This window comes from Streptomyces sp. NPDC093109 (genome assembly GCF_040701725.1).
Lineage (GTDB): Bacteria > Actinomycetota > Actinomycetes > Streptomycetales > Streptomycetaceae > Streptomyces.
Genome location: NZ_JBFBEZ010000005.1, coordinates 197,740 through 217,388, shown reverse-complemented (window position 1 = coordinate 217,388; position 19,649 = coordinate 197,740). Strand labels below are relative to the sequence as shown.

The window sequence follows — 19,649 nt, the reverse complement described above, 5'->3', positions numbered from 1 at the left end:
GTCGGATCGGCGGTCGGTCAGGGGGTTCGGTGAGTGCCTTGTGGTGTTACGGCCCCACGCCGGGAAGCGCGTCTCCCGGTGGGGCCGGCGGGCCGCCATGGGTCCAGGGAGTCTCCTCGGGCGCCGGGAGCTTCGGGCCCCCGCGCTGGTCGTGCTCGAAGAGCGTCCAGGTGATGCGGTCGCCCTTGGCCGGCACGGAGCCCGGGGCCGGTTCCTTCGAGCGGCCCATCCGGTCCGTCAGCCTCAGGACGAGGACACCGTCGGCGGGCACCGCGTGGACGAACTCGGCGGACTGGGGCTTGCCGTCCAGCGAGCGGTAGACCTTCGTGCCCTCGGCCAGCCGCGGGTCGTCGTCCGTGCGGACGGTGAGGAGCGGGCGGGGGCTCGGGCGTTTGGTCTCGGTGTAGGCCATGACGACCTCGGTGACCTCGCAGAGGAACGCCTCGCCGGAGAGCCGGCGGCCCGCCAGGACCAGCGGGTCGTCCAGGGCCTCCTGGGCGTCCAGCTGCGCCTGGGCCGTCTCGCGCGACGCGAGCTTCTGCGCGGCCGTGACCGCGTCGTCCCGGCGCGGCTGCGGCGGCTCGCCCGCGCGGACGCGGTCGCGGTGGCCGGTGAAGGACCAGCGGTCGCGGGTCCAGCGGTCCTCGACCCGCGAACCCTCCGGCAGCTCCCGGAGCAGGTCGAGGCTGTGCCAGACCGCGTCCCAGGTCGGCCGCATGACCCCGGCCAGCAGCTCGCGGATCCGTCGCTCCGCCGCCGTCAGCCGGGCGAGCTGCTCCTCCGCGTCCGGCCCGTCCTCGGCCGCCGCGAGCGCCTGGCGGGCACGGTCGTAGGCCTCGATGGCCGGGGCCAGCAGCCGGTTGTCGAAGGCGGGGTCCGTCGCCGGGCCCGCGGGCGGGCACAGCAGCTGGCCCTCCCGGTCCCGGTCCAGCTCCGCGCGGAGCGCCGCCTCCGCGCCCGAGCCGCCCGCAGGGGCATCCAGCCAGGCGAGCAGGGCACCCAGATGCTGGTCCTCCAGGCTGGACTGGCCGGTCGCCCAGTGCCGGTTGAGCAGGTCGGTCGTCGCGAGCAGCAGGGACGCGCCGGGCACCCGCGCGCGCTCGCCGTAGTGCGTGAGCCAGCGGCCGAGCAGCGGCACGCGCGGGGGCGCGGGGTAGGGCGCGTCCGGATCGTCCTCGGCGGTGCGCCGGAACCGCATGGACCGGCCCAGCAGCCGTACGAAGTCGAGGCCGGGCCGGCTCGGCACGATCAGCTGCGGCGCGTCCACGCACAGCTCGACCTCGACCTTGACCCGCTTCCCGGTCTCCGGGTCGGTCTCGTTCCGCTCGGCGGGCTCGACGACGTCGGCGTAGGCGTCCAAATACGGCAGGACGGCCTCGGCCAGCTCACCGAGGAACGCGAACCGTAGATCGCGGTCGCGCGGCTGCGCGACGGTGAGCAGCCGGGGCGCGTCCCGGTCCGTCCCGACGAGCGCGCCGAGCGGGGCGCCGGCCTCGCCCGAGGTGCTGAGCGGGACGAGCACGAGCGGCCGGTCGGTGATACGGCGGTGGCGGACGGTGGCCAGCGGCTGGGCCCGCCCGCCGTGTACGGCCTCCAGCCGGGCCAGGGTGCCGATCAGTGACATGCCGTCACCCCCGCCCCGACCGGGCCCAGGGCCTCCGCCCGCAGCGCCGCCGCCCTGCGCAGCGCCGCGACCGTCGGGTCGACCGGGTCGCCCGCCTCGCCGTGCGCCGCCGCGAGGACGTCGGCAACGGTCGTCAGACCGCCCAGCTCGCCCCGTACGCTCCGGCCCAGCGCCTCCACCGCGCCCGCCTCGCGGGCCCGGGAGCGGCAGTGGAAGGCCAGTTCGCAGGCGGCCAGGCACTCGGGCGCGTAGGCCGCGGTGACGGATTCGACGGCGGCGGTCAGCTCCGCGCCCGAGCGGCTGCCCACGTCGAACGTGGTGCCCTCGGGGAGCGCGGCGGCGATGTCCTCGATCCGGGTCAGCCGGGCCAGCTGGCGGCGCGTCACCGACAGCTGCTTCCGTACGTCCACGACGGACGCGGTCGGCAGGTTCGAGAAGTCCCTCGGGCAGACCAGCAGGACGCGGTCACCGACCTCGGCGCCCGGGGTGCGGCCGACGACCCGGTCCAGGGCCAGGACGTACACCGCGGCCTGCCGCGCCGCCGCGCCGACCTTGGCCGCGTCGGCGGAACCGTCGATCATCGGGAAGGACTTGATCTCCACGACCGTCCACCGGCCGTCGGGGCGCACCACGACCGCGTCCGGCTCCAGATACGCGGGCGATCCCGCGACCTCCAGGGCGAGCAGCGGATGGTCCAGCAGCGCCCAGGCGCCCGCCTCGGTGGCCTCGCGCAGGGCCAGCGCCGTACGGGCCGTACGTCCCTCGGGGCCGGCCGCCGCGAGGTCGGGGACGAGCACCTCGCCGGGCTCGGGCGCCGGGACCCCGTCGCCGAGGCGCTCGGCGAGGAGGCGCATCAGCTCCGTACCGCCGTCGGCCTTGACCTTCGCCTCGAACGCGTTCCCGCGCATGAAGGCGAACTGGGACTGGCCGAACGGCGCGGGCGAGCCGAGCGCCGTCGCGAGCGCCGACTTGTCGACCCCGGCGCCGTCCAGCAGAGCGCGCCGCCGGCAGCCGGGGTTGGCGGCGAGGGCGGCCAGCGCGCGGGCGTCCAGCGGATGCGGCGCGACGGCGGGGCCGCGCAGCTCAGCGAGTCGCCGCCGGAGTGTCGTCGGCCGTGGAGGCGGCGGCGGAGGCGCCACCGCCGACACCGTCGACGCCGCCACGGACGCCGTCGTCGGCGTTGTTGGCGCGGGTCCGCTGCTCAGGGAATCGCTCACCCGCGGAAGTCTCGCATCCGGCACTGACAATCGGGGCGGAACGCGGGGTGGAGGCCGTGGAGGCGGTGGACGACAGCACAGGAGACGGGTCGGGCAGGGTGGCCGGCGCGGTGGGCCCGGCGCCCGCGCCGTTCGCCGCCCGGGCCCGGGTCCGGGCCCCCGCCCAGGCCCGCGCGCGGTCCGCCGCGCGCATCCCGGGCGCGGCCAGCAGCGCCCCCAGCCCCATCACCGCGCAGCCCGCGACCGCGTCCAGGAAGTAGTGGTTGGCGGTGCCCATCACCACCACCGTGATCAGCAGCGGATACGCCACGCCCAGCCACCGCACCAGCGGGGTGCGGGCGTGCTTCCACAGCAGCACCCCGCACCACAGGGCCCAGCCGACGTGCAGGCTCGGCATCGCCGCGTACTGGTTGGTCATCCCGCCGAGCCCGCGCGGCGCGCTCGCCTCGGCGCCCCACCAGCCGTACGAGCTGTACTGCGCCATCGTGTCGACGAACCCGTGCCCGGCGTCCAGCAGCCGGGGCGGGCAGGTGGGCAGGAGGGTGAAGCCGACGAGGCCGAGGAGGGTGGAGAGCATCAGCCAGGTGCGGGCCGCCCGGTAGCGGGCGGGACGGCGGCGGAAGAGCCAGATCAGCACGGCCGGGGTGACGAGGTAGTGGAGCGAGGCGTAGACGAAGTCGGCGGGTATCCCGATCGCCGGGGTGCTGGTGAAGAGCCGGTTGAGCGGGTGTTCGGCGTTGAGGAAGAACATCTTCTCCACGCGCAGGATCGCCAGCCCGTGGTCGACCGCCGTCGACACGTCGCCGCGCGCCAGCAGCCGGCCGCCCGAGTACGCGCCGTACACCAGGACGAGCAGGATCAGCTCGGTCCACCAGCGGGGCCGGATCCGGGTCGGGGACCCGGGTTCGGGGCGCGGTCCGGGGCTGGGCAGCGGTCCGGTGGTCGCGCGGGCGCTGGCGCTGTACGGCATTCGGAACGGTCTCCATCATGTTTTCGTGCAGCTGTCGGCCGACGTTCAACCGTACGGTGTAGGCGCTCTTGCCCTCCGACCGGGTGGTGTCTCGATCGGGTGTGCGATCAAGGGGTCTCCCGGCTGCCATGAGGGACGTCAGGATCCCCCTGACGGTTGCCTCCCATTCAGGTGCGTGATGATGGAACGGCACCCCTATGTGCACCCGTATTGAACTCAGGGAGTACCACCATGGCACCGCGCATCCTGCTCGCCCGGCACGGCCAGACCGCCTGGTCACTGTCCGGAAAGCACACCGGCAGGACGGACATCCCCCTCCTTGAGGAGGGGCGTCGCGGCGCCAAGCTGCTCGGCGAACGGCTGCACCGCGAGCCCTGGTCGGGCCTGGAAGGCATGGACGTACGCACCAGCCCACTGGTCCGCGCCGCCGAGACCTGCGCGCTCGCGGGCTTCGGCGAGCGGGCCGAGCCGTGGGACGCGCTGATGGAGTTCGACTACGGCGCCTACGAGGGCATGACGCCGGACGAGATCAAGGCCGGCCGGCCCGACTGGCTCATCTGGCGCGACGGCGTCCCGGACGGCGAGACGCTGGCGGAGGTCTCCGCGCGCGCGGACGAGGTCGTGGAATGGGCGCGCTCCGCCGAGCGCGACGTGCTGGTCTTCGCCCACGGCCACATCCTGCGCGTGATCGCCGCGCGCTGGCTGGGCGAGGACATCGCGTTCGCGGCCCGGATCAGGCTGGACCCGACCTCGCTGTCCGTGCTCGGCTGGGCGTACGACATGCCCGCGATCCACGTGTGGAACGACACCGGGCACCTCGCGCCGTAAGCCTGGTAAGCCCCGCAAGCCTGGCGAGCGGGACTTACCGGCAGCCGCGCTGTCACGCCCGTACGTTCGCCGTCACGCCCGTACGTTCCCCGTCACGCCCGTACGTTCGTCGCCGCGTGCCGTTCCAGGAAGCCGCCGACGTCCGGCAGCCGCCGCTGGGGCAGCAGCGCGCGGGCCGTGGACGCGAGCTTCGTCTGGATACGGGACGACTGGACCTCGTCGAGCAGATCCAGCACCTGGTGGCCCGCTGCCGCGGCCTCGTCAGGCGCCCCCGCGCGCGCCAGATAGGTGGCCAGCTCCGCGCGGTACAGGGCGAGGTTGCGGGCGAAGTGCGGCTCCTGGAGGACGGTCGCGCGGTGCGCGTGCCTGGCCGCCCGTGTCCAGTCACCGAGCGCCTCGTGGCACAGCGCCTCCTGCGCCTCCAGTTCGGGCTCGCCGAAGAAGGACATCCACTCCGGGTCGGCGTCGTGGGGGCCCTTGGCGAAGAGCTGGTGCGCCTGGGCGAGTGACTGCTCGCACCCCGCGCGGTCGCCGAGACCTGCCCACCCCGCCGCCTCCCGGAGCGCGAGCAGCGACAGCAGCCGGGCCGAGCCCAGCGTCCGTGCCGCGCGCCGGCCCGCCTGCGCGGCCCGTACGGCCTCCCGGCAGCGGCCCGAATCCCGGGCCAGGAACGAGGTGTTGGAGAACGCGTGCGCCTCCAGCGCCAGGTCGCCCGCGATCCGCGCGGTCGCCAGCGCCTCCGCGTAGTACGAGCGCGCGTCGTCGAGACGGCCCGAGTCGTGCGCCAGCCAGCCCACCGAGATCGACAGCTCGCCCGCGCCGGCGTGCAGCCGGTCGGCCGTGGACTGCCGGGTGGTCGCGCCCGCGTCCAGCAGGGCGTACGCGGCGCGCAGCGGCTGGGCCGCGCGCCGGAACAGGCCGTCGGCGCCGTGCCGGTCGTCGAGCAGCCGGATTCTCCGTACGGCGTCCTCGACGGATTTCACCTCGGCCTCCCCGACCCGCCGCGGGGAGGGGATGGCGGGTACGGAGAGGACGGGGGGCGGGGCCGCGGCGGCGGACACGGGCGCACCGCCGAGGCCGAGGGACGCCGCCATCACCGTGGCGGAGCCGCTGGTCATGAATGCGCGACGCAGCACGTCGCTCTCCTCGTGGGTTTCGCTGGTTTCGCTGAGTTCACCGGCCGTGCCCGGGGGGCGGGGGCGGCCGGAGCCGTACGTCGGGTCGGTCGGCGGATCGGTCGCCGGGTCGGTCGGGTCGGTCGGGGGGAACGGGTCGGTCGGGGAGAACGGCGCGGGCCGCGCCGCTCTGCCGCGTACCTCCGCGCGGGCGCGGAAGCCCAGGTCCTGGAGCGTCAGTCCGGGGAACATATGCAGGAAGACCCGTTCGTACGCGTAGTTGGGACAGCGGATCTCGCCTGCCTCCACCCGTCCGATATAACGTGCGTCACAGGCGACTTGTTCACCGATCTCGCGTGCCGCCCGGCGTACGGCGGCGGCGAACTCCCCCGGCGAGTGCTGAGCACGCAGCCGGCGGAAGGCGAGGTTGGGAACTGCCCGAGACGACGCCATGGCCGATCCCTCTCCTGGTACAGCCGTCGGTGCCGCGGGCCTGGTGCCATGGATGACACGGCCTCGCGGCGCCCGACTCCGGTTGTTCCGGCGGATCAAGAACGTACCGTCTGTGATGGGGTCTTCACGCCGAGTTCTGCTACAAATCGGATTTCTCGCCCACGATCCGCCATGAAATGCCATCCTTTGCGGCGGCGTGCCGCCGTAGCTGTTGACGCGATGTCGCGTTGAACCTCATGGATGACGCCCACGTTGGAGGTCGGTATGGAGTTCAGCGCGCATTCCAGGGACGGGAACGGAAACGGGGCAGGGACCGGGAGCGGGGCAGGGAGCGGGGCCGCGGAGGAACCGTGCGATCTCGTGACGGTGCCCGCCAGGCAGGGGCTTGAGGCGGTCGACATCCTGCGCCGCGGCGCCACCCCGGCGGTGGGGCCCGTGCTGCACGACGGTCCGTGCGACACCCTCGGCTTTCTGGTGCCGCCCGGCACCGCGGCGGCCTGGGACGTGCCGGGCAGCGCCTGTACGCGGACCGACGGCCGCGGCCTGCGTATCCCGGCCGAACCGCCGGTCACCGGCTCGGACTGGCTCCTGCCGCCCGACACGACGGGCCCGGTCACGGACCCGGCGGTGCTGCGGGAGGCGCTGGGCGAGGCGGCGCGGCTGATCGAGGCCGCCGACCGCTGTTCCTAGATCCGGCCGATAATGGACGGGTGGCAAAGAACAAGCGCCGTGGGCGCGACGGCGGCGACGCCGAGTCGGCCGGGACCGCCGGAACCGCCGAGGCCGTCGACGGTGGTACCGCCGAGCTGATACCCGACCGGGAGCGCCGCCGCGCCTGGACGCTGCTGATCGACGGCGCCCCGCAGTCGCACGTCGACCTGGCCGACCCGGCGTATCTCTCGTTCGCGTACCAGCGCCGGCTCGGGCATGTGGCCGACCTCGTCGCGCCCGCCGGCCGGCCGCTGCACGTCGTACACCTCGGCGGCGGCGCCTTCACGCTCGCCCGCTATGTCGCCGCGACCCGCCCCCGGTCCACCCAGCAGATCGTGGAACTGGACGCGGCGCTCGTCCGGTTCGTACGCGAGCGGCTGCCGCTCGATCCGGCGGCCCGGATCCGGGTCCGCGCCACCGACGCCCGCGCGGGGCTCGCCAAGGTGCCGGACGGATGGGCGGATCTGGTGATCGCAGATGTGTTCGGCGGCGCCCGCACCCCCGCGCATCTGACCAGTACGGAGTTCCTGCGGGAGGTACGGCGGGCGCTGCGGCCGGACGGCTGGTACGCGGCCAACCTCGCCGACGGGCCGCCGCTCGCCCATCTGCGCGGCCAGATCTCCACCGCCGCCGGGGTGTTCGGACAGCTCGCGCTCGCCGCCGACCCGGCCGTGCTGCGCGGGCGGCGCTTCGGCAACGCCGTCCTGGTCGCGTCGGACCGGGAGCTGCCCATCGCCGAACTGACCCGCCGGATCGCGGGCGATCCGCACCCCGGACGGGTCGAACACGGGCGTGAGCTCACGGACTTCACCGGCGGCGCCCCCGCAGTGACGGACGCGACCGCCAAGGCGTCCCCGCTGCCACCGCCGGGCACGTTCGCTTCTTGAAGGCTGCGGCCACCACCGAATCAGCGGTCGTCGAACTCGACCATCGGCGGATGGTCGTGCCAGGTACAGAACACCGAGACCTCGCGGCCGTCCAGCGTGAACGTCACCCGGATCCAGTACGGCTCGGTCCACACCTGCATTCGCCAGCCCGCCTCCGGCGTCGCAGAGACCAGCTCCGCCGAGGTCTCGCCCAGGTCGAGGGCGACCCGGCCGCCGTCGACCGTATAGCTCTTCACCTGCCCGCCGTCCGTCGACTCCGTCCCCCCGCCGGGGAGTTCGGCGGTACGGGACGCCTTCGGCGACGGCGCCGAGGGGGAGACGGCGGGGGGAGCGGTACCAGAGCCGGAGCCGGATCCGGCACCGGAACCCGCACCGGACGGTGCCCCCGTGGCCTCCGGGCCCGCCGGCCGCGTCTCCTCCGCCGCCGGGCTCTCCGACGGCCGGGCGGACGAGACGACCGGCTCCGAGCCCTGCTCCGGCGCACTGCCGGCGGGCAGCGGGAGCGCGCGCGGGGGGTCGTACGCCGTGCCCGCCATGACCGTATGGACACCCCACCACGACAACGTGACGGCGGCGCCCGTGGCGAGCAGCCATGCCGTGGTGTGGACGAGTCCGGTACGCGTCGGGGCCTTCATCGGGGCCATAGTGCCCCACGCGTACACCAGTTGTCCCAGGAGCCCCGCAGAACACGTAGTGCAGGAGCACTTCGTGGTGATCCTCAACGATGGAGGATCTGTTCACCGTTCCTGTTGAGGCTACGGGGCATCCGGCCGTGTGGCCGAGGAGGTCTCCGGACGGGCCGGCCGGGGCTTGACCCGGATGTCATCGGCTTCGAGCTGGGCAAGGAGTTCCTCGGCGCTGGGGTGGCCTAGGCAGACCTTCGACCTCGGTAGTCTTGGGCTCATGCCTACTGCCCCGGTTCGTGTTCGTTTCGCCCCGTCTCCGACCGGCATGTTCCATGTCGGTGGCGCGCGGTCCGCTCTCTACAACTGGGCCGTGGCGCGACAGTCCGGCGGCACGTTCGTGCTGCGGATCGAGGACACCGACGCGGCCCGGAACAAGCCGGAGTGGATCGACGGGATCATCAGCGCGCTGGCGGCCATCGGCATCCATGAGGAGGACGGCGCGTTCGAGGGGCCGTACTTCCAGTCGCGGAACGCCGCCCGGCATACCGAGGCCGCACAGCAGCTCTTCGCGGCGGGCAAGGCGTACTACTGCGACTGCACCCGGGAGCAGCTGAAGGGGCGCACCGGGTCGGAGCACCTCGGGTACGACGGGTTCTGCCGTGAGCGCGGACTGGCGTACGAGGAGGGGCGGGCGCTGCGGTTCCGGACGCCGGACGAGGGCGAGACCGTCGTTGTCGACCTGATCCGTGGGGAGCCGGCGTTTCCGAACAGTGCGATCGAAGACTTCGTGATCGCGCGCGGTGACGGGTCGCCGGTCTTCTTGATCGCGAATGTGGTCGACGACCTGGACGAGGGCATCACGCAGGTCATCCGGGGTGAGGAGCACCTGTCGAACACGCCGAAGCAGCAGTTGCTGTGGGAGGCGCTCGGGGCGAAGGCGCCGGTGTGGGCGCACCTGCCGGTGATCGTGAACGAGAAGCGGCAGAAGCTGTCCAAGCGCCGGGACAAGGTGGCGCTGGAGGACTACCTCGCCGAGGGGTTCCTGCCCGAGGCGATGGTGAACTACCTGATGCTGCTGGGCTGGGGGCCCGGCGACAACCAGGAGATCCTTCCGTACGAGGAGCTGGAGCGGCTCTTCCGGATCGAGGACGTCAACGGGGCGCCGGCCTTCTTCGACGTGAAGAAGCTGACCGCGTTCAACGGTGACTACATCCGCGCGCTGTCGCCGGAGCAGTTCGCCGCGGCGTGTGCGCCGTGGCTGGTGGCTCCGTACGCGCCGTGGGCGCCGCAGGCGTTCGACGCGGCGGTCTTCGAGACGGTGGCACCGCTGGCGCAGACCCGGCTGGCGGTCCTGTCGGAGATCACGAGCTACGTCGACTTCCTGTTCCTCGACGAGCCGGTCGAGGACGAGGCGTCGTGGAACAAGGCGATGAAGGCGGGCGCCGCCGATGTCCTGCGCGACGCCCGCGCGGAGCTGGCCACCGCGGAGTGGCGGGCGGACGATCTCAAGGCCGTACTGGTGGCGGTCGGTGAGAAGCACGGTCTGAAGCTGGGCAAGGCCCAGGCTCCCATCCGGGTCGCGGTCACCGGCCGGACGATCGGGCTGCCGCTGTTCGAGTCCATGGAGGTGCTCGGCCGGGACCGGGTGCTGGCACGCCTGGACGCTGCTTCGAAGAAGCTGGCCGGGCCGGCGTAGCCGCGGTCGCCTTCGCGGTCAGGCGAGCTCCGCCAGCAGTTCACCCCAGGCGTTGGCGAAGTAGGGCAGGCTGAACCGGGCCAGGGCGTCGTACGCGCCCTTGGCCTCGGCCTCCGGCGCGGCGGCGCGCTCCAGCACCTGTGCGGCGAGACGGCTGAGGTCGGGGGCGGGCTGGCCGGTCAGCTCGGCGAGGTCGCCGAGTCCCGCCACTGGGCGGATCAGGCAGGGCAGTCCGAGCAGGAGGGCCTCGGCCGCGCAGCGGCTCCAGCCCTCCCGCATCCGGGGCGCGAAGACACCGACGTCGCAGGCGCGCAGGAGACGTAGGTAGCGCTCGCGCGGCAGGTCGTAGTGGGTGCCGTCGAAGCCGATGGTGTTGCTGCCGCTGGTGATCACTTGTATCGGGTGAGCACCGGCCAGGGCGTCGGCGACGTTCAGCGTGCCTTTCCAGTGCACGGCCTTGCCCGCGTACACAGCAACGATGTCCGGGGCGATACCGAACTCGGCGCGGCACTCGTGCCGGTCGAGGCGGCGTACCCGCTCCACCTCGGCGAGGTCGAAGGCGTTGTGGATGATCCGTACGTCGCGGACCCCTCTGGCCCGGAGGAACTCGGCCCAGTACGGGGCGACGCACACCACGCCGGCGCACTGCGGGAGGACATCGAAGAGCCGCTCCCAGAGCATGGCTTCGAAGGGCGCGGAGTCGTGCTGCAACGGTTCGTAGTGGTGGAAGAGGAACACGGTTCTGGCTCTCATGCCCGGTGTGAAGAGCAGCAGGCTCAGGTCGTCCCAGACGAAGGAGCCGTCCTCCCGGTCCAGGGCCCGGACGGCGGGGGCGAGGCGGGCGAGGTGGCGCAGCTTGCGCCAGCGGCGGACGCGGTAGGCGCGCTTGTAGTCCGGCACCGTGCGCCATTCGACGTGGTCGGCGGTCACGCCGTGGAGCATCCGTAAGTAGGCCCGGCCTCCTGTACGGCCGACCGGTTCCATCGAGTACGCGACCTGTCTCATGGGCGTACCTCCGGTATCACCGGCATCACCTGCTGATGGCGGACGTACTCGGCCTGGAGCAGCGTGTGCGCCGCTTCCAGATGGACGCTGAGCGGGCGTGCGGCCTCGGCGAGAGGAAGGTGGAAGTCGGCCAGGGCCCGGAGGAACTTCGCGTGCCGGTCGCGGTTCGGCGAGCGGTGCAGGTCGCGCAGATTGTGGATGCGGTCGGCGAACCGGACCAGGAGTCCCTCCGGTGACAGACCGGCCGTCTTCGCCCGCCAGCGGGCCTCGTCCCCGGGCTCTTTTCGCCTTCGTTCCAGCCGGTGGTCAGGGGTGATGGCGCGGAGACGGGCGCTGAAGGCGACGCCCAGTTGGTTGGTGAGGAGGGCCTCCGCGCCGGGGTTGATCTCCAGCGCATCGTGCAGGAGGCCGAGGAGAAGCGTGTCGGGATGCGTTACACCGAGTTCGGTCCGGAGGACGGCGACCACGGCCACGGGGTGCTGGATGTACGGGGTGCCTTGATCACGCGTGTGCCCGCCGTAGACCGTGAGGGCCAGGCCGCCGGACACACGCGCACGGGTCCGGTCCCGGGCGTTCCATTCGGTGGTGCCGAGCGTGGACAGGATGTGTGCCAGGTGAATCGTGCCCATCGGGCTCACCTCTCGCGTGTGTTCGACAGGAGCGGCCGGTGGGGATCGGGGACGTGGTCGGCGAGTAGCAGGATGTCCCCGACGGCCAGGGCGTCGAGTCCGAGCTCGGCTGTCGCGCGTACGGCCTGTTCGGCGGTCCGCAGGATGGGGGCGCCCTTGCGGTTGAAGGACGTGTTCAGCAGGAGGGGCAGGCCGGTGCGGCGGTGGAACTGTTCCAGGAGCTCGCGGAGGCCCTGGTGGTCGGCGGATACGGTCTGGACGCGGGCGGTGCCGTCGTGGTGTGTGACGGCGGCGATGCGCGCGGCCCGGCTCGGCCTGGCGCGGGCGACGCGGTTCATGAACGGGTCGCCAGCGGTCTCGAACCAGTCCGCGGTGTGCTCGGCGAGTACGGCGGGCGCGAACGGACGGTAGGCGGCCCGTCTCTTGATCGCGTTGAGCCGGTCACGGGTGGCGGTGTGTCCCGGGTGGGCCAGGATCGAGCGGTGGCCGAGGGCGCGCGGTCCGAATTCCATCGGTCCCCGCACCCAGCCGACGACGCGGCGGTCGGCGAGCAGCGCCGCCACGGCCGGCGCGAGATCCTTCCCGAGGCCGGAGACCACGCTGTATCCGGGCGGCACGAGCGCGTCGGATATACGGCCCGGCTCCGGGCCCCAGGCCGCATCGGTCGGTACGGGAAGCCGGGCCTGCCCGAGCTGGTAGTGCCAGCCGTACAGCGCGGCCCCCACCGCAGTGCCCGCGTCATGGGGCGCGGGCGCCACGAACAGTGTGTCGAAACCGCTGTCGGCGGCCAGGTGGCCGTTGAGATGGGAGTTCAGGGCGCAGCCGCCCGAGAACACCAAGGTCCTTGCCCCGGTCAGCCGTTGGACGTGCCTGGCAACGTGTACGACGGAGTCGGCGAACACCTCCTGGGCGGCGGCGGCCAGATCCGCGCGTGCGGTCTCGGGGTGGTCCGTTACGTTGTCGGCGGTCCAGGCCCGTTCGCCGATCAGCAGCGGGGTGCCGCTGTCCGCCGAGCCCATCGGATGCGCGACGCGGATCTCGCCCTCGTCGCCGAGCCGGATCAGTTCGCGGACCTGTGGCCCGTACCGCAGGGGATCGCCGAAGGCGGCCAGGGCCATCATGCTGCCCTCGGGCTCGTCGCCCGGTGGGATCACCCGCTGGGCGAGGTTGCGGTAGAAGTGGCCGAGCGAGGAGTGGACGCGGCGGGGCCCGACGGGACCGGGCACCACAAGGGGCATGCCCTGATGGAGCCGGTCAATGCGGTCGGGCCGTAAGTCGTAGCCGGTGACGCGTTCGCGGCCCGGCCCGAAGTCGGAGCCGAGGGCCGAGCCGCCGGCGTCGATGACGAGTCCGGCCGCGTGGTCGTGCCCGGAGAGCAGGAAGCCGGAGAGGACGTGCGCGGTGTGGTGGGACAGCAGCCGCAGGTGCTCGCCGAGCGGGGCCGGGAGCAGGGCGGCGAGTTCGTCGCGCTCCTCGGCGAGCCACGAGCCGGCGGCGGGGGTGGGGCGCATGGAAGCGGCCCAGACCGCGTCCACGTCCTCCGGGCCGATACCGGCTGCCTCCATGCACCACTCAAGGGATCGGGCGGGGGCTGTGAGGACACCCTTGCGGGTGTGCCGGTGGTGCTTGACGCCGCTCCAGCGTTCTTCCTCGGCGGCGTAGAGGCGGCCGTCGACGACCAGGGCGGCGGATGTGTCGTGGTGGAAGTTCAGTCCGAGAACCGCGGGCATGAGCGCACACCTCCAGGTACGGGTCAGACGGCGATGGCGGCGGCCGGGGCCGGAGCGGGGACGACTGCCGATCCGGAGTCGGTGTACTCGTGGCACCTCAGGCAGAACCGGAAGTGGTGACAGCGCGGCGCGAACACCTTCGCGGCGAAGTCCTCGTCCCAGACGCTGAATTCGCTGTCGTCCTTGGCCATGGCGTTGAAACAGCGGTAGCAGGAGCCGTCCAGCTCGACCATCAGGTGCTGATCGAGATAGCGGGAGCAGATCCCGCGCAGTTTGTTGGCCGGCTGCCCGACGTCTACGTGGTGCACGTGGTTGGTGACGTGAATCGCTCCGTGCGCGGCGCACAGGTCCGCGATCTCCACGAGCCGACTGGCGCTGATGCCCTCCAGCACGCTGTTGACGACGACAGTCTTTCCGGCCGCGCGGAGGCGGGGAACGACGGCGTGGACCTCCGCGTAGTTCTCGTGTTCGTCGTCGCAGCCGATGAGGATCTGGTCGTACGAGCGGAGGGTGGCCTCCATGATCCGCTGGTTGCGGGCCAGGGTGATGGCGTTCGTGCCGAGGACGAGGACCTTCTCCGGCAGCCGGGTGCGGGCCAGGTCGCTGAGGGCGGGGAAGTCCCGGTGGACGGTGGGCTCGCCCCCGTTGATGTGCAGTTGCTGGAACGGGATGGTCTCCAGCCGGGTCAGGACGGTGGAGAACATCTCCAGGGGCATGTTCTCGCCCTGGGCGCCGTCGGCGAAGATACAGAAGTCGCACGAGCGATTGCACTTGGTCGTGATCTTGATCTTGGCGGTCTTGAGGGTCCGGGGAGGGAGATCTCCGGCGGGCGGCATGGCGGTCAGCTCCTTCTGTGAGAGGTACGTCATTCGGCGTGGAAGGTGAGGAAGTCCCGCACCACCGGGCTGTGCCGCGCCCAGAGGGCGAGCGTGTCGCGCAAGGTTTCGGCGGTAGTGGGGCCAGTGGGGAGCAGTTCGGCCATCCGGCCCGCCAGTCCCTGGGAGGGACTGATCTCGTCGACGGCCAGGGTCCGCAGGGTTTCCGTGGCGGCTTGGAGTTCCTTCGCCTCGCGAGTGATCAGATATCCGGTGGCGACACCGGGCGGTGGGTCGAGGTAGTACAGCCAGCGCGCCACCCGTACGCGGAGCATCCCGGCGGTCATCGTCCAGGCGATCCGGGAGTCAGCGGTGGTGTCAGTTTTCACGGATGTATCGGGGACTTGCCGCACGGCCGCTTCGAGAGCGACATGAGCGGTACGGAGGAGCTGCCGAGCGCTGAGGGCGGACGCAGCCCGGACGGCGCTGGTGGTCTTCGCCTCCCGCAAGAACAGCTCGGCGTACCGTTCCAGCCCGCCCGGATGCCACTGGCTGAGAGCGGCGGTCTTGCCGGGACAGCGGGTACGGGTCGCCAGCGCGGCGGCGGCGAACCAGCACGGAGCGAGGTAGTGCCAGGCCACGCAGTGGCGCCGGTAGCCGGGGATGTCTTCGGTGACGTTGTCCGTACTGTCGGCCGCCAGCCGATACCGTCCGCCAAGCCGCGTGTGCAGGATGCCTCGGTAGAACTGCTCGTCGACACCACCCCAAGGCGCCATCTGCGCATGGGACTTCCAGCGCTGAAAGTCGCGCACGCTCCCGCGGACCAGGCTCCAGGTCGCGAGTTCGGGTGGGGAGATCAGCCGGCGATCGGCCTCGGAGAGGGTGAAGGCGAAGCCGGGCGGGTGCTCAAGGAGGCGGCGGTGGGAGGTGTCCCGCGTGACCGCTGCTCGGTGCGCGGCGGCAAGGCGGTGGTTCCACTCCTGCCAGTCCTCGGGTGCCTCGCGCAGCAGGACGCGTACGTCGAGGTCGGAGTGGGGAGCCAGCAGGTCGGCGGGCTGCCACTTGTGTGTGAGCATCGCCGCGCCGACGCCCTCGGCGTCCAGCTCGTTCCCGTACAGATCACCGAGTGCCACGTACAGCGGCAGTGTGTCGGTCGGGGAGGCGGCCATCAGCCCTCCCCGGGGGCGCGACGACCGCACGACGGCGGCTCGGCCGTGCCCCTGCTGAGGACGGGCAGCAGGGGAAGTATGGGCGCGTCCTGGGGGCGTTCCATCCGGTCCCAGCGCAGGTCGTAGTCGACGTAGTGATAGCCCTGCCACGCGTCGTTCGTGTCGCGGTCGAGCATGGACCGGAACAGGTGGGCGAAGGCGTCGCCGAGGGTCCCGTCGGCCAGATGGGGCTTCAGGGGGATGTCGCGGTTGTGGAGGATGCAGGGGCGAGCCACGCCGGTCGGGGTGATCTTGATCCGGTTCGCGTCGGAGCAGGTGGCGCAGCTGGAGTTGGAGATGAAACCGATCGAGCCGGCCCAGCCGTCGGGCCGCAGGTAGCGGCCGGGGCTGCGTACTCCGAGCTGGGTACGAGGGACTTCGCCCGCGCCCGTGAACCATCGCTGGAGCCGATCGCGTACTTCGGCCTCGCTGATGAACTCCGTGTCGAACAGGGCCTGTGCCGGGCCGATGTTCTGCAGCTCGATCAGACGCACGGCGACAGGAAGATCCCTGGCCAGCTCGGCGACCGCGAACGCGTCCTCGATATAGGTGCGTTGGAGTACGCAGTTGACCTTCACGCGCAGGCCGAGGGCGAGCGCGGCGTCGATCGTGGCCCTGGCTTCGCGGGGGTCTCCGCCTCCCATGATCGCGGCAGACCGGCCAGGGTCGAGGCTGTGGAGGCTGACGTTGAGATAGGTAAGACCGGCCTGCTGGAGCTGTTCGACGCTCAGTCCACGGCGCAGGTTGCCGTGGCTGGTCATGCCGATCGTCGCGCCGGGTCCGAGACCGTCGGCCAGTCCCTCGATCACGGCCAGGATGTCCGCCCGCAGGGTCGGCTCGCCTCCGGAGCAGTGGGCCTTCCTCACCTGCCAGGCTCCGGCCTCGGCAGCGATGGCCGCGTAGTCCGCCGAGGTCAGGGGGCGGTCCTTGTGCCCGTAGTCCGGCATGCAGCGCGGCTTGCAGAACACGCAGTCCAGGTTGCAGAGCGAGTTCAGGGTGAGCGCCAGATAGGGGTGGTTGCGGCCGGTCGCGGTGAAGGCGGCGACGAGGTCGCGGTGGCTGGTGCTGAGCATCGGGTCAGCCTCCTGAGAGGGGAGAGTGCGCAAGGGAGACATCGACCAGACCGTTCAGCGGCCGGTCGGCGAGGTGGCGGCGCAGGTTGTCGGCGAAGAAAGCGACCGCCTCGTCCATGTAGGTGCGGGAGAAGACGGCGCTCTTTGGCGTGAGCAGAACGCGAGGGTGGAGTCGCAGCGGGTCGCGTGCGGGCAAGGGCTTCGGATCAGTGACGTCCAGGGCGGCTCCGCGCAGACGCCCGGAATCGAGGGCCGCGATGAGCGCCCGCTGATCGACGGTCGACGCTCTGCCCAGATTGATGAAGAGGGATCCGGGCTTACAGACGGAGAGGAGTTCGTGGTCGAAGAAATGCCGTGTCGCGCTCGTGGTGGGTAGCAGATCGACCGTCACGTCGGCGACGGCGACCGCCTCGTGAACCGCCGACGCGCGTATCCACGTGATGCCGTCGCGCGGAGCCGACGGAGGTGTGCGCCGTACGCCGATCACGTTCATACCGAGGGCGCGAGCGGTTCGGGCGAGGTGCCCGCCGATGCTGCCGCAGCCGACGATGGTCATCGTCGCCCCGGCCAGGTCGAAGAATTCCTCGGCGAGATCGCCCTTCCACCAGGTCCGGTTCCGCTGAAGACGCTGGCTCAGGAACAGGCCGCGCGAGAAGCCGAGAACCAACCCCATGGCGTGCTCGGCCATGGGGCGGCCGTGGAATCCGTACGAGCGGGTCAGCGCCACCCCGGCTGCCGCGATCTCCGCCACAGGGAGGTGATCCGTACCGGCCGCAGGCGAGGAGACCCACTTCAGGTGAGGGACGGTAGCCAGCCACTCGGACTTGAACCTCCAACCCAAATACACCTGTGCATAAGGGAGATGGCAGGGAAGGCTCTCGGCGGTGGCAACGCGGACATCGACGTCCGGGAAAGCGGCCCGCAGGGACCGCTCGTGTTGTGCGGAAAGGCGCCAGAAGGCATGCGGGGACTCAAGGCAGATCAGCACGACGGGACGGCTCATCGGCTCCCACTCCCCGCGTCGGGCATCGGGTCCAGGGACCAGGGGGCGATACGGCTGAGAGCGGAGCCGATGGTGGCCTCGTAGTCGTGACGCGACCGAAGGAGCGCTGTCCCGGCCTGTACAAGGCGGGCGCGTTCGCCTGGCATGACAGTCAGAGCCCGGTGGAGGGATTCAGCCAGGGAGGTTGGATCGCCGGGTGTCGCGCTGAACCCCGTCTCCCCCTCGATCACCGTCTGGACCAGCCCACCGGCGGCCGTGGCGACCACCGGACCTGCCCCCGCCGCGAATGCCTCCAGCGGTATCCGGCCGAAGGGCTCCTCGCGGGACGGTACGACGACCGCGCGCAGGGCCGGGCTGTGAAGCCAGCTGCGGATGGCCGGGCTGAAGTGCGTGACCAGCGTCGCGTCGATCCCGTACTCGCTTATACCTGCGGCCAAGTGGGCCTGGTGGGGAGTGAGCCCGTCGGAGCCCTCGGCGGGGGTCGTGGCCGCCAGCAGCAGGTGGGGAAGGCGTACGCCGTGGTTCTTGAGGACATGCAGGGCCTTGAGGAGGTCTTCGAAACCCTTGGTCGGGACCGGCCGTCCCATCGCCAGCAGAAACCCGCCCCGGGCCGAGAACGGAAGTGGGAGTACGGCCGATGGCGGGCCGATCTCTTCGAGGATCAGACCGTTCAGGATGTCCACGATGCTCCTGCGGCGAAGGCCACAGTTCACCGTGAGGTGCCCACGCATGTGGCTGGAGATCGCGCCGATCCGACCACCATGGGCGGTGGCCGCCCGGAGTCCGGCCTTCTCCCAACGGATGCGGGCGCGGTCGTGCGGTCGCGTCAACGCGGCGGTCGAGCGGGGTACGAGCAGCAGGTCCATGGTCGACGGCGTGTAGGGAGCGAGACCGAGGAAGGGCACGTCGAGGCCGATCAGCAGACAGCGCCCCGAACGGTCGGCAATACGTACGGCAGCCTCGGCGACGAGGTCGCACAACTGCTCGCAGCCCTGGACCGAGTTCGGCAGCAGATGCCCGCCGGGGATCGTGATGATCTCCGCCTCGGCCTCTTTGAGCATCTGCCGGACCTCAACGGTCCACTGCGGGTCATGGTCGCCCGATGACTCGGGAATGCGCGGGGTGACCACGGCCAGCCGACCCGTGGGCAACAGACGAGCGAGCGCGGTAAGGAAGGCACGGTTGCTGAAGCCGGTCCCCGAACTGGCTCCGTAAACGCCTTCGTGGAGCGCGACGATCACGCGCGGCAGATCGGTCGCCTTGGCGAGCGGACGTGTTGTGCGCACGGTGTACTGCCTCCTTCGAGAGAAGTACCGGTGGGGATGAAGGCGAACGTCAGCGGACGGATCGAGATAGACGACACCAGGCGCTGCTGCCGTGGGCACCGGTGGTCAGCGACCAGGCATCGGCGAGGGCCTCGACGATGACCAGCCCGCGTCCCGACTCCGCCTCGTCTGGTGCTCCCTGTGTTACTGGGACCTCAGGGAGCGGACAACCACCGTCGGTGACGGTGATCTCGACGGCGACCTCAACCCGAGCCTGGGCCTCGTACCGATCTGCGATCCGTCTGATCCGATCGACGCAGAGCACCAGGGGCGGACTCCCCGAGGTGAATGCGTTGGTCGCCAGCTCCGAACCGACCAGTCGGGCGTCATCGACCAGATCTGTCGCCGTATTCCCGCGAAGGGCCAGCGCGATGGCCTCTCGTGCGATCTCGGCCGCTCTCGGGCCGAAAGGGAGATCCGTGATCAGCGTCGCGGCGGTGTGCTCGCCGGAACGCCGAAGCACGGGTGCCGGCTCGCTTCGCTCGCGTATGGCCCCCGATACGCCGCTCGGGAGGTCTTGGGAGGTGCTCGCGTGGTGGTTCAAGACCCGACCCCTTCTCCTTCAGCGCCGAAGGCGGTGCCTTCTGCTCTCCTCAAGAACACCGGAGGAGGCAGATCGGCAGGACCCGATCAACGGGTCAACTGGGTCAACTTCCCTGCGATATCGGTTACTCGACGGTGTTGAAGCGTCACCATGGGGAAGGGTGAGGTCTCCGATGAACCGCTGGGCGTGA

18 protein-coding genes are annotated in these 19,649 nt (G+C 71.5%); 4 read left to right on the top strand and 14 right to left on the bottom strand.

Annotated features, from left to right (window positions below; all coding sequences use genetic code 11):
- Nucleotides 1–46: 46 nt before the first annotated feature.
- From AB0389_RS07975 to AB0389_RS07965, 3 genes are read right to left on the bottom strand one after another with little or no spacing between them, the layout of a single operon-like run.
- Nucleotides 47–1,624 carry a hypothetical protein gene (locus tag AB0389_RS07975; RefSeq protein ID WP_366394460.1) on the bottom strand — a complete coding sequence of 526 codons (1,578 nt, stop codon included), beginning with the start codon at nt 1,622–1,624 and terminating at the stop codon, nt 47–49.
- Nucleotides 1,615–2,787: a hypothetical protein gene (locus tag AB0389_RS07970; RefSeq protein ID WP_366394514.1), complete on the bottom strand. Its 1,173-nt coding sequence runs from the start codon at nt 2,785–2,787 to the stop codon at nt 1,615–1,617. Before AB0389_RS07970 ends, AB0389_RS07975 begins: the two co-directional genes overlap by 10 nt.
- Nucleotides 2,708–3,811: a phosphatase PAP2 family protein gene (locus AB0389_RS07965; protein ID WP_366394459.1), complete on the bottom strand. Its 1,104-nt coding sequence runs from the start codon at nt 3,809–3,811 to the stop codon at nt 2,708–2,710. Before AB0389_RS07965 ends, AB0389_RS07970 begins: the two co-directional genes overlap by 80 nt.
- Nucleotides 3,812–4,042: 231 nt before the next feature.
- Here AB0389_RS07965 and AB0389_RS07960 point away from each other — a divergent pair, with 231 nt between their 5' ends.
- Complete coding sequence (locus AB0389_RS07960) at nt 4,043–4,639, top strand: histidine phosphatase family protein (RefSeq protein WP_366394458.1); 597 nt, start codon at nt 4,043–4,045, stop codon at nt 4,637–4,639.
- A gap of 92 nt (nt 4,640–4,731) precedes the next feature.
- On the opposite strand, the gene AB0389_RS07955 is transcribed toward AB0389_RS07960, so the two are convergent.
- The gene (locus AB0389_RS07955) at nt 4,732–6,207 is read right to left on the bottom strand and encodes a tetratricopeptide repeat protein (protein ID WP_366394457.1); all 1,476 of its coding nucleotides are present in this window, start codon (nt 6,205–6,207) and stop codon (nt 4,732–4,734) included.
- 264 nt (nt 6,208–6,471) lie between these two features.
- On the opposite strand from AB0389_RS07955, the gene AB0389_RS07950 reads away from it, so the two are divergent.
- A complete protein-coding gene (locus tag AB0389_RS07950) occupies nt 6,472–6,897 on the top strand; it encodes a hypothetical protein (protein WP_366394513.1) in 426 nt (141 codons plus the stop codon).
- A 116-nt stretch (nt 6,898–7,013) separates the two neighbouring features.
- The gene (locus AB0389_RS07945; RefSeq protein WP_366394512.1) at nt 7,014–7,805 is read left to right on the top strand and encodes a fused MFS/spermidine synthase; all 792 of its coding nucleotides are present in this window, start codon (nt 7,014–7,016) and stop codon (nt 7,803–7,805) included.
- A 20-nt stretch (nt 7,806–7,825) separates the two neighbouring features.
- Here AB0389_RS07945 and AB0389_RS07940 read toward each other — a convergent pair whose 3' ends face one another.
- A complete protein-coding gene (locus AB0389_RS07940) occupies nt 7,826–8,440 on the bottom strand; it encodes a hypothetical protein (RefSeq protein ID WP_366394456.1) in 615 nt (204 codons plus the stop codon).
- 316 nt (nt 8,441–8,756) lie between these two features.
- On the opposite strand from AB0389_RS07940, the gene gltX reads away from it, so the two are divergent.
- Nucleotides 8,757–10,127, top strand: a complete 1,371-nt coding sequence (gene gltX, locus AB0389_RS07935; protein ID WP_366394511.1) for a glutamate--tRNA ligase — start codon at nt 8,757–8,759, stop codon at nt 10,125–10,127.
- An 18-nt stretch (nt 10,128–10,145) separates the two neighbouring features.
- Here the strand turns inward: gltX and AB0389_RS07930 are convergent, their stop codons facing one another.
- Genes AB0389_RS07930 through AB0389_RS07890 form a run of 9 tightly spaced genes read right to left on the bottom strand, consistent with a single transcriptional unit; the run spans nt 10,146 to nt 19,378 of the window.
- On the bottom strand, nt 10,146–11,132 hold the full coding sequence (locus AB0389_RS07930) for a glycosyltransferase (protein ID WP_366394455.1): 987 nt from the start codon (nt 11,130–11,132) through the stop codon (nt 10,146–10,148).
- Nucleotides 11,129–11,761 (bottom strand): HD domain-containing protein, encoded by a 633-nt coding sequence (locus tag AB0389_RS07925; protein ID WP_366394454.1) that lies wholly within the window; start codon nt 11,759–11,761, stop codon nt 11,129–11,131. Before AB0389_RS07925 ends, AB0389_RS07930 begins: the two co-directional genes overlap by 4 nt.
- A 5-nt stretch (nt 11,762–11,766) precedes the next feature.
- Nucleotides 11,767–13,491 (bottom strand): carbamoyltransferase C-terminal domain-containing protein, encoded by a 1,725-nt coding sequence (locus AB0389_RS07920; RefSeq protein ID WP_366394453.1) that lies wholly within the window; start codon nt 13,489–13,491, stop codon nt 11,767–11,769.
- Between the two features lie 23 nt (nt 13,492–13,514).
- Nucleotides 13,515–14,360, bottom strand: coding sequence for a radical SAM protein (locus tag AB0389_RS07915; RefSeq protein WP_366394452.1), 846 nt, complete (start codon nt 14,358–14,360; stop codon nt 13,515–13,517).
- On the bottom strand, nt 14,357–15,475 hold the full coding sequence (locus tag AB0389_RS07910; protein WP_366394451.1) for a hypothetical protein: 1,119 nt from the start codon (nt 15,473–15,475) through the stop codon (nt 14,357–14,359). The genes AB0389_RS07915 and AB0389_RS07910 overlap by 4 nt, the downstream gene beginning before the upstream one ends.
- Nucleotides 15,475–16,587: a radical SAM protein gene (locus tag AB0389_RS07905; RefSeq protein WP_366394450.1), complete on the bottom strand. Its 1,113-nt coding sequence runs from the start codon at nt 16,585–16,587 to the stop codon at nt 15,475–15,477. Before AB0389_RS07905 ends, AB0389_RS07910 begins: the two co-directional genes overlap by 1 nt.
- A 4-nt stretch (nt 16,588–16,591) precedes the next feature.
- On the bottom strand, nt 16,592–17,590 hold the full coding sequence (locus AB0389_RS07900) for a D-2-hydroxyacid dehydrogenase (protein WP_366394449.1): 999 nt from the start codon (nt 17,588–17,590) through the stop codon (nt 16,592–16,594).
- Nucleotides 17,587–18,876: a glycosyltransferase family 4 protein gene (locus AB0389_RS07895; RefSeq protein WP_366394448.1), complete on the bottom strand. Its 1,290-nt coding sequence runs from the start codon at nt 18,874–18,876 to the stop codon at nt 17,587–17,589. The genes AB0389_RS07900 and AB0389_RS07895 overlap by 4 nt, the downstream gene beginning before the upstream one ends.
- Nucleotides 18,877–18,925: 49 nt before the next feature.
- Nucleotides 18,926–19,378, bottom strand: a complete 453-nt coding sequence (locus AB0389_RS07890) for an ATP-binding protein (RefSeq protein WP_366394447.1) — start codon at nt 19,376–19,378, stop codon at nt 18,926–18,928.
- Nucleotides 19,379–19,649: the final 271 nt, after the last annotated feature.

Excerpts from the sequence above, each read along its gene's own strand:
- AB0389_RS07975 (WP_366394460.1), bottom strand. The coding sequence starts at position 1,624 with ATGTCACTGATCGGCACCCTGGCCCGGCTGGAGGCCGTACACGGCGGG.
- AB0389_RS07965 (WP_366394459.1), bottom strand. The coding sequence starts at position 3,811 with ATGCCGTACAGCGCCAGCGCCCGCGCGACCACCGGACCGCTGCCCAGC.
- AB0389_RS07960 (WP_366394458.1), top strand. The coding sequence starts at position 4,043 with ATGGCACCGCGCATCCTGCTCGCCCGGCACGGCCAGACCGCCTGGTCA.
- AB0389_RS07955 (WP_366394457.1), bottom strand. The coding sequence starts at position 6,207 with ATGGCGTCGTCTCGGGCAGTTCCCAACCTCGCCTTCCGCCGGCTGCGT.
- AB0389_RS07950 (WP_366394513.1), top strand. The coding sequence starts at position 6,472 with ATGGAGTTCAGCGCGCATTCCAGGGACGGGAACGGAAACGGGGCAGGG.
- AB0389_RS07940 (WP_366394456.1), bottom strand. The coding sequence starts at position 8,440 with ATGAAGGCCCCGACGCGTACCGGACTCGTCCACACCACGGCATGGCTG.
- gltX (WP_366394511.1), top strand. The coding sequence starts at position 8,757 with ATGTTCCATGTCGGTGGCGCGCGGTCCGCTCTCTACAACTGGGCCGTG.
- AB0389_RS07930 (WP_366394455.1), bottom strand. The coding sequence starts at position 11,132 with ATGAGACAGGTCGCGTACTCGATGGAACCGGTCGGCCGTACAGGAGGC.
- AB0389_RS07925 (WP_366394454.1), bottom strand. The coding sequence starts at position 11,761 with ATGGGCACGATTCACCTGGCACACATCCTGTCCACGCTCGGCACCACC.
- AB0389_RS07920 (WP_366394453.1), bottom strand. The coding sequence starts at position 13,491 with ATGCCCGCGGTTCTCGGACTGAACTTCCACCACGACACATCCGCCGCC.
- AB0389_RS07915 (WP_366394452.1), bottom strand. The coding sequence starts at position 14,360 with ATGACGTACCTCTCACAGAAGGAGCTGACCGCCATGCCGCCCGCCGGA.
- AB0389_RS07910 (WP_366394451.1), bottom strand. The coding sequence starts at position 15,475 with ATGGCCGCCTCCCCGACCGACACACTGCCGCTGTACGTGGCACTCGGT.
- AB0389_RS07905 (WP_366394450.1), bottom strand. The coding sequence starts at position 16,587 with ATGCTCAGCACCAGCCACCGCGACCTCGTCGCCGCCTTCACCGCGACC.
- AB0389_RS07900 (WP_366394449.1), bottom strand. The coding sequence starts at position 17,590 with ATGAGCCGTCCCGTCGTGCTGATCTGCCTTGAGTCCCCGCATGCCTTC.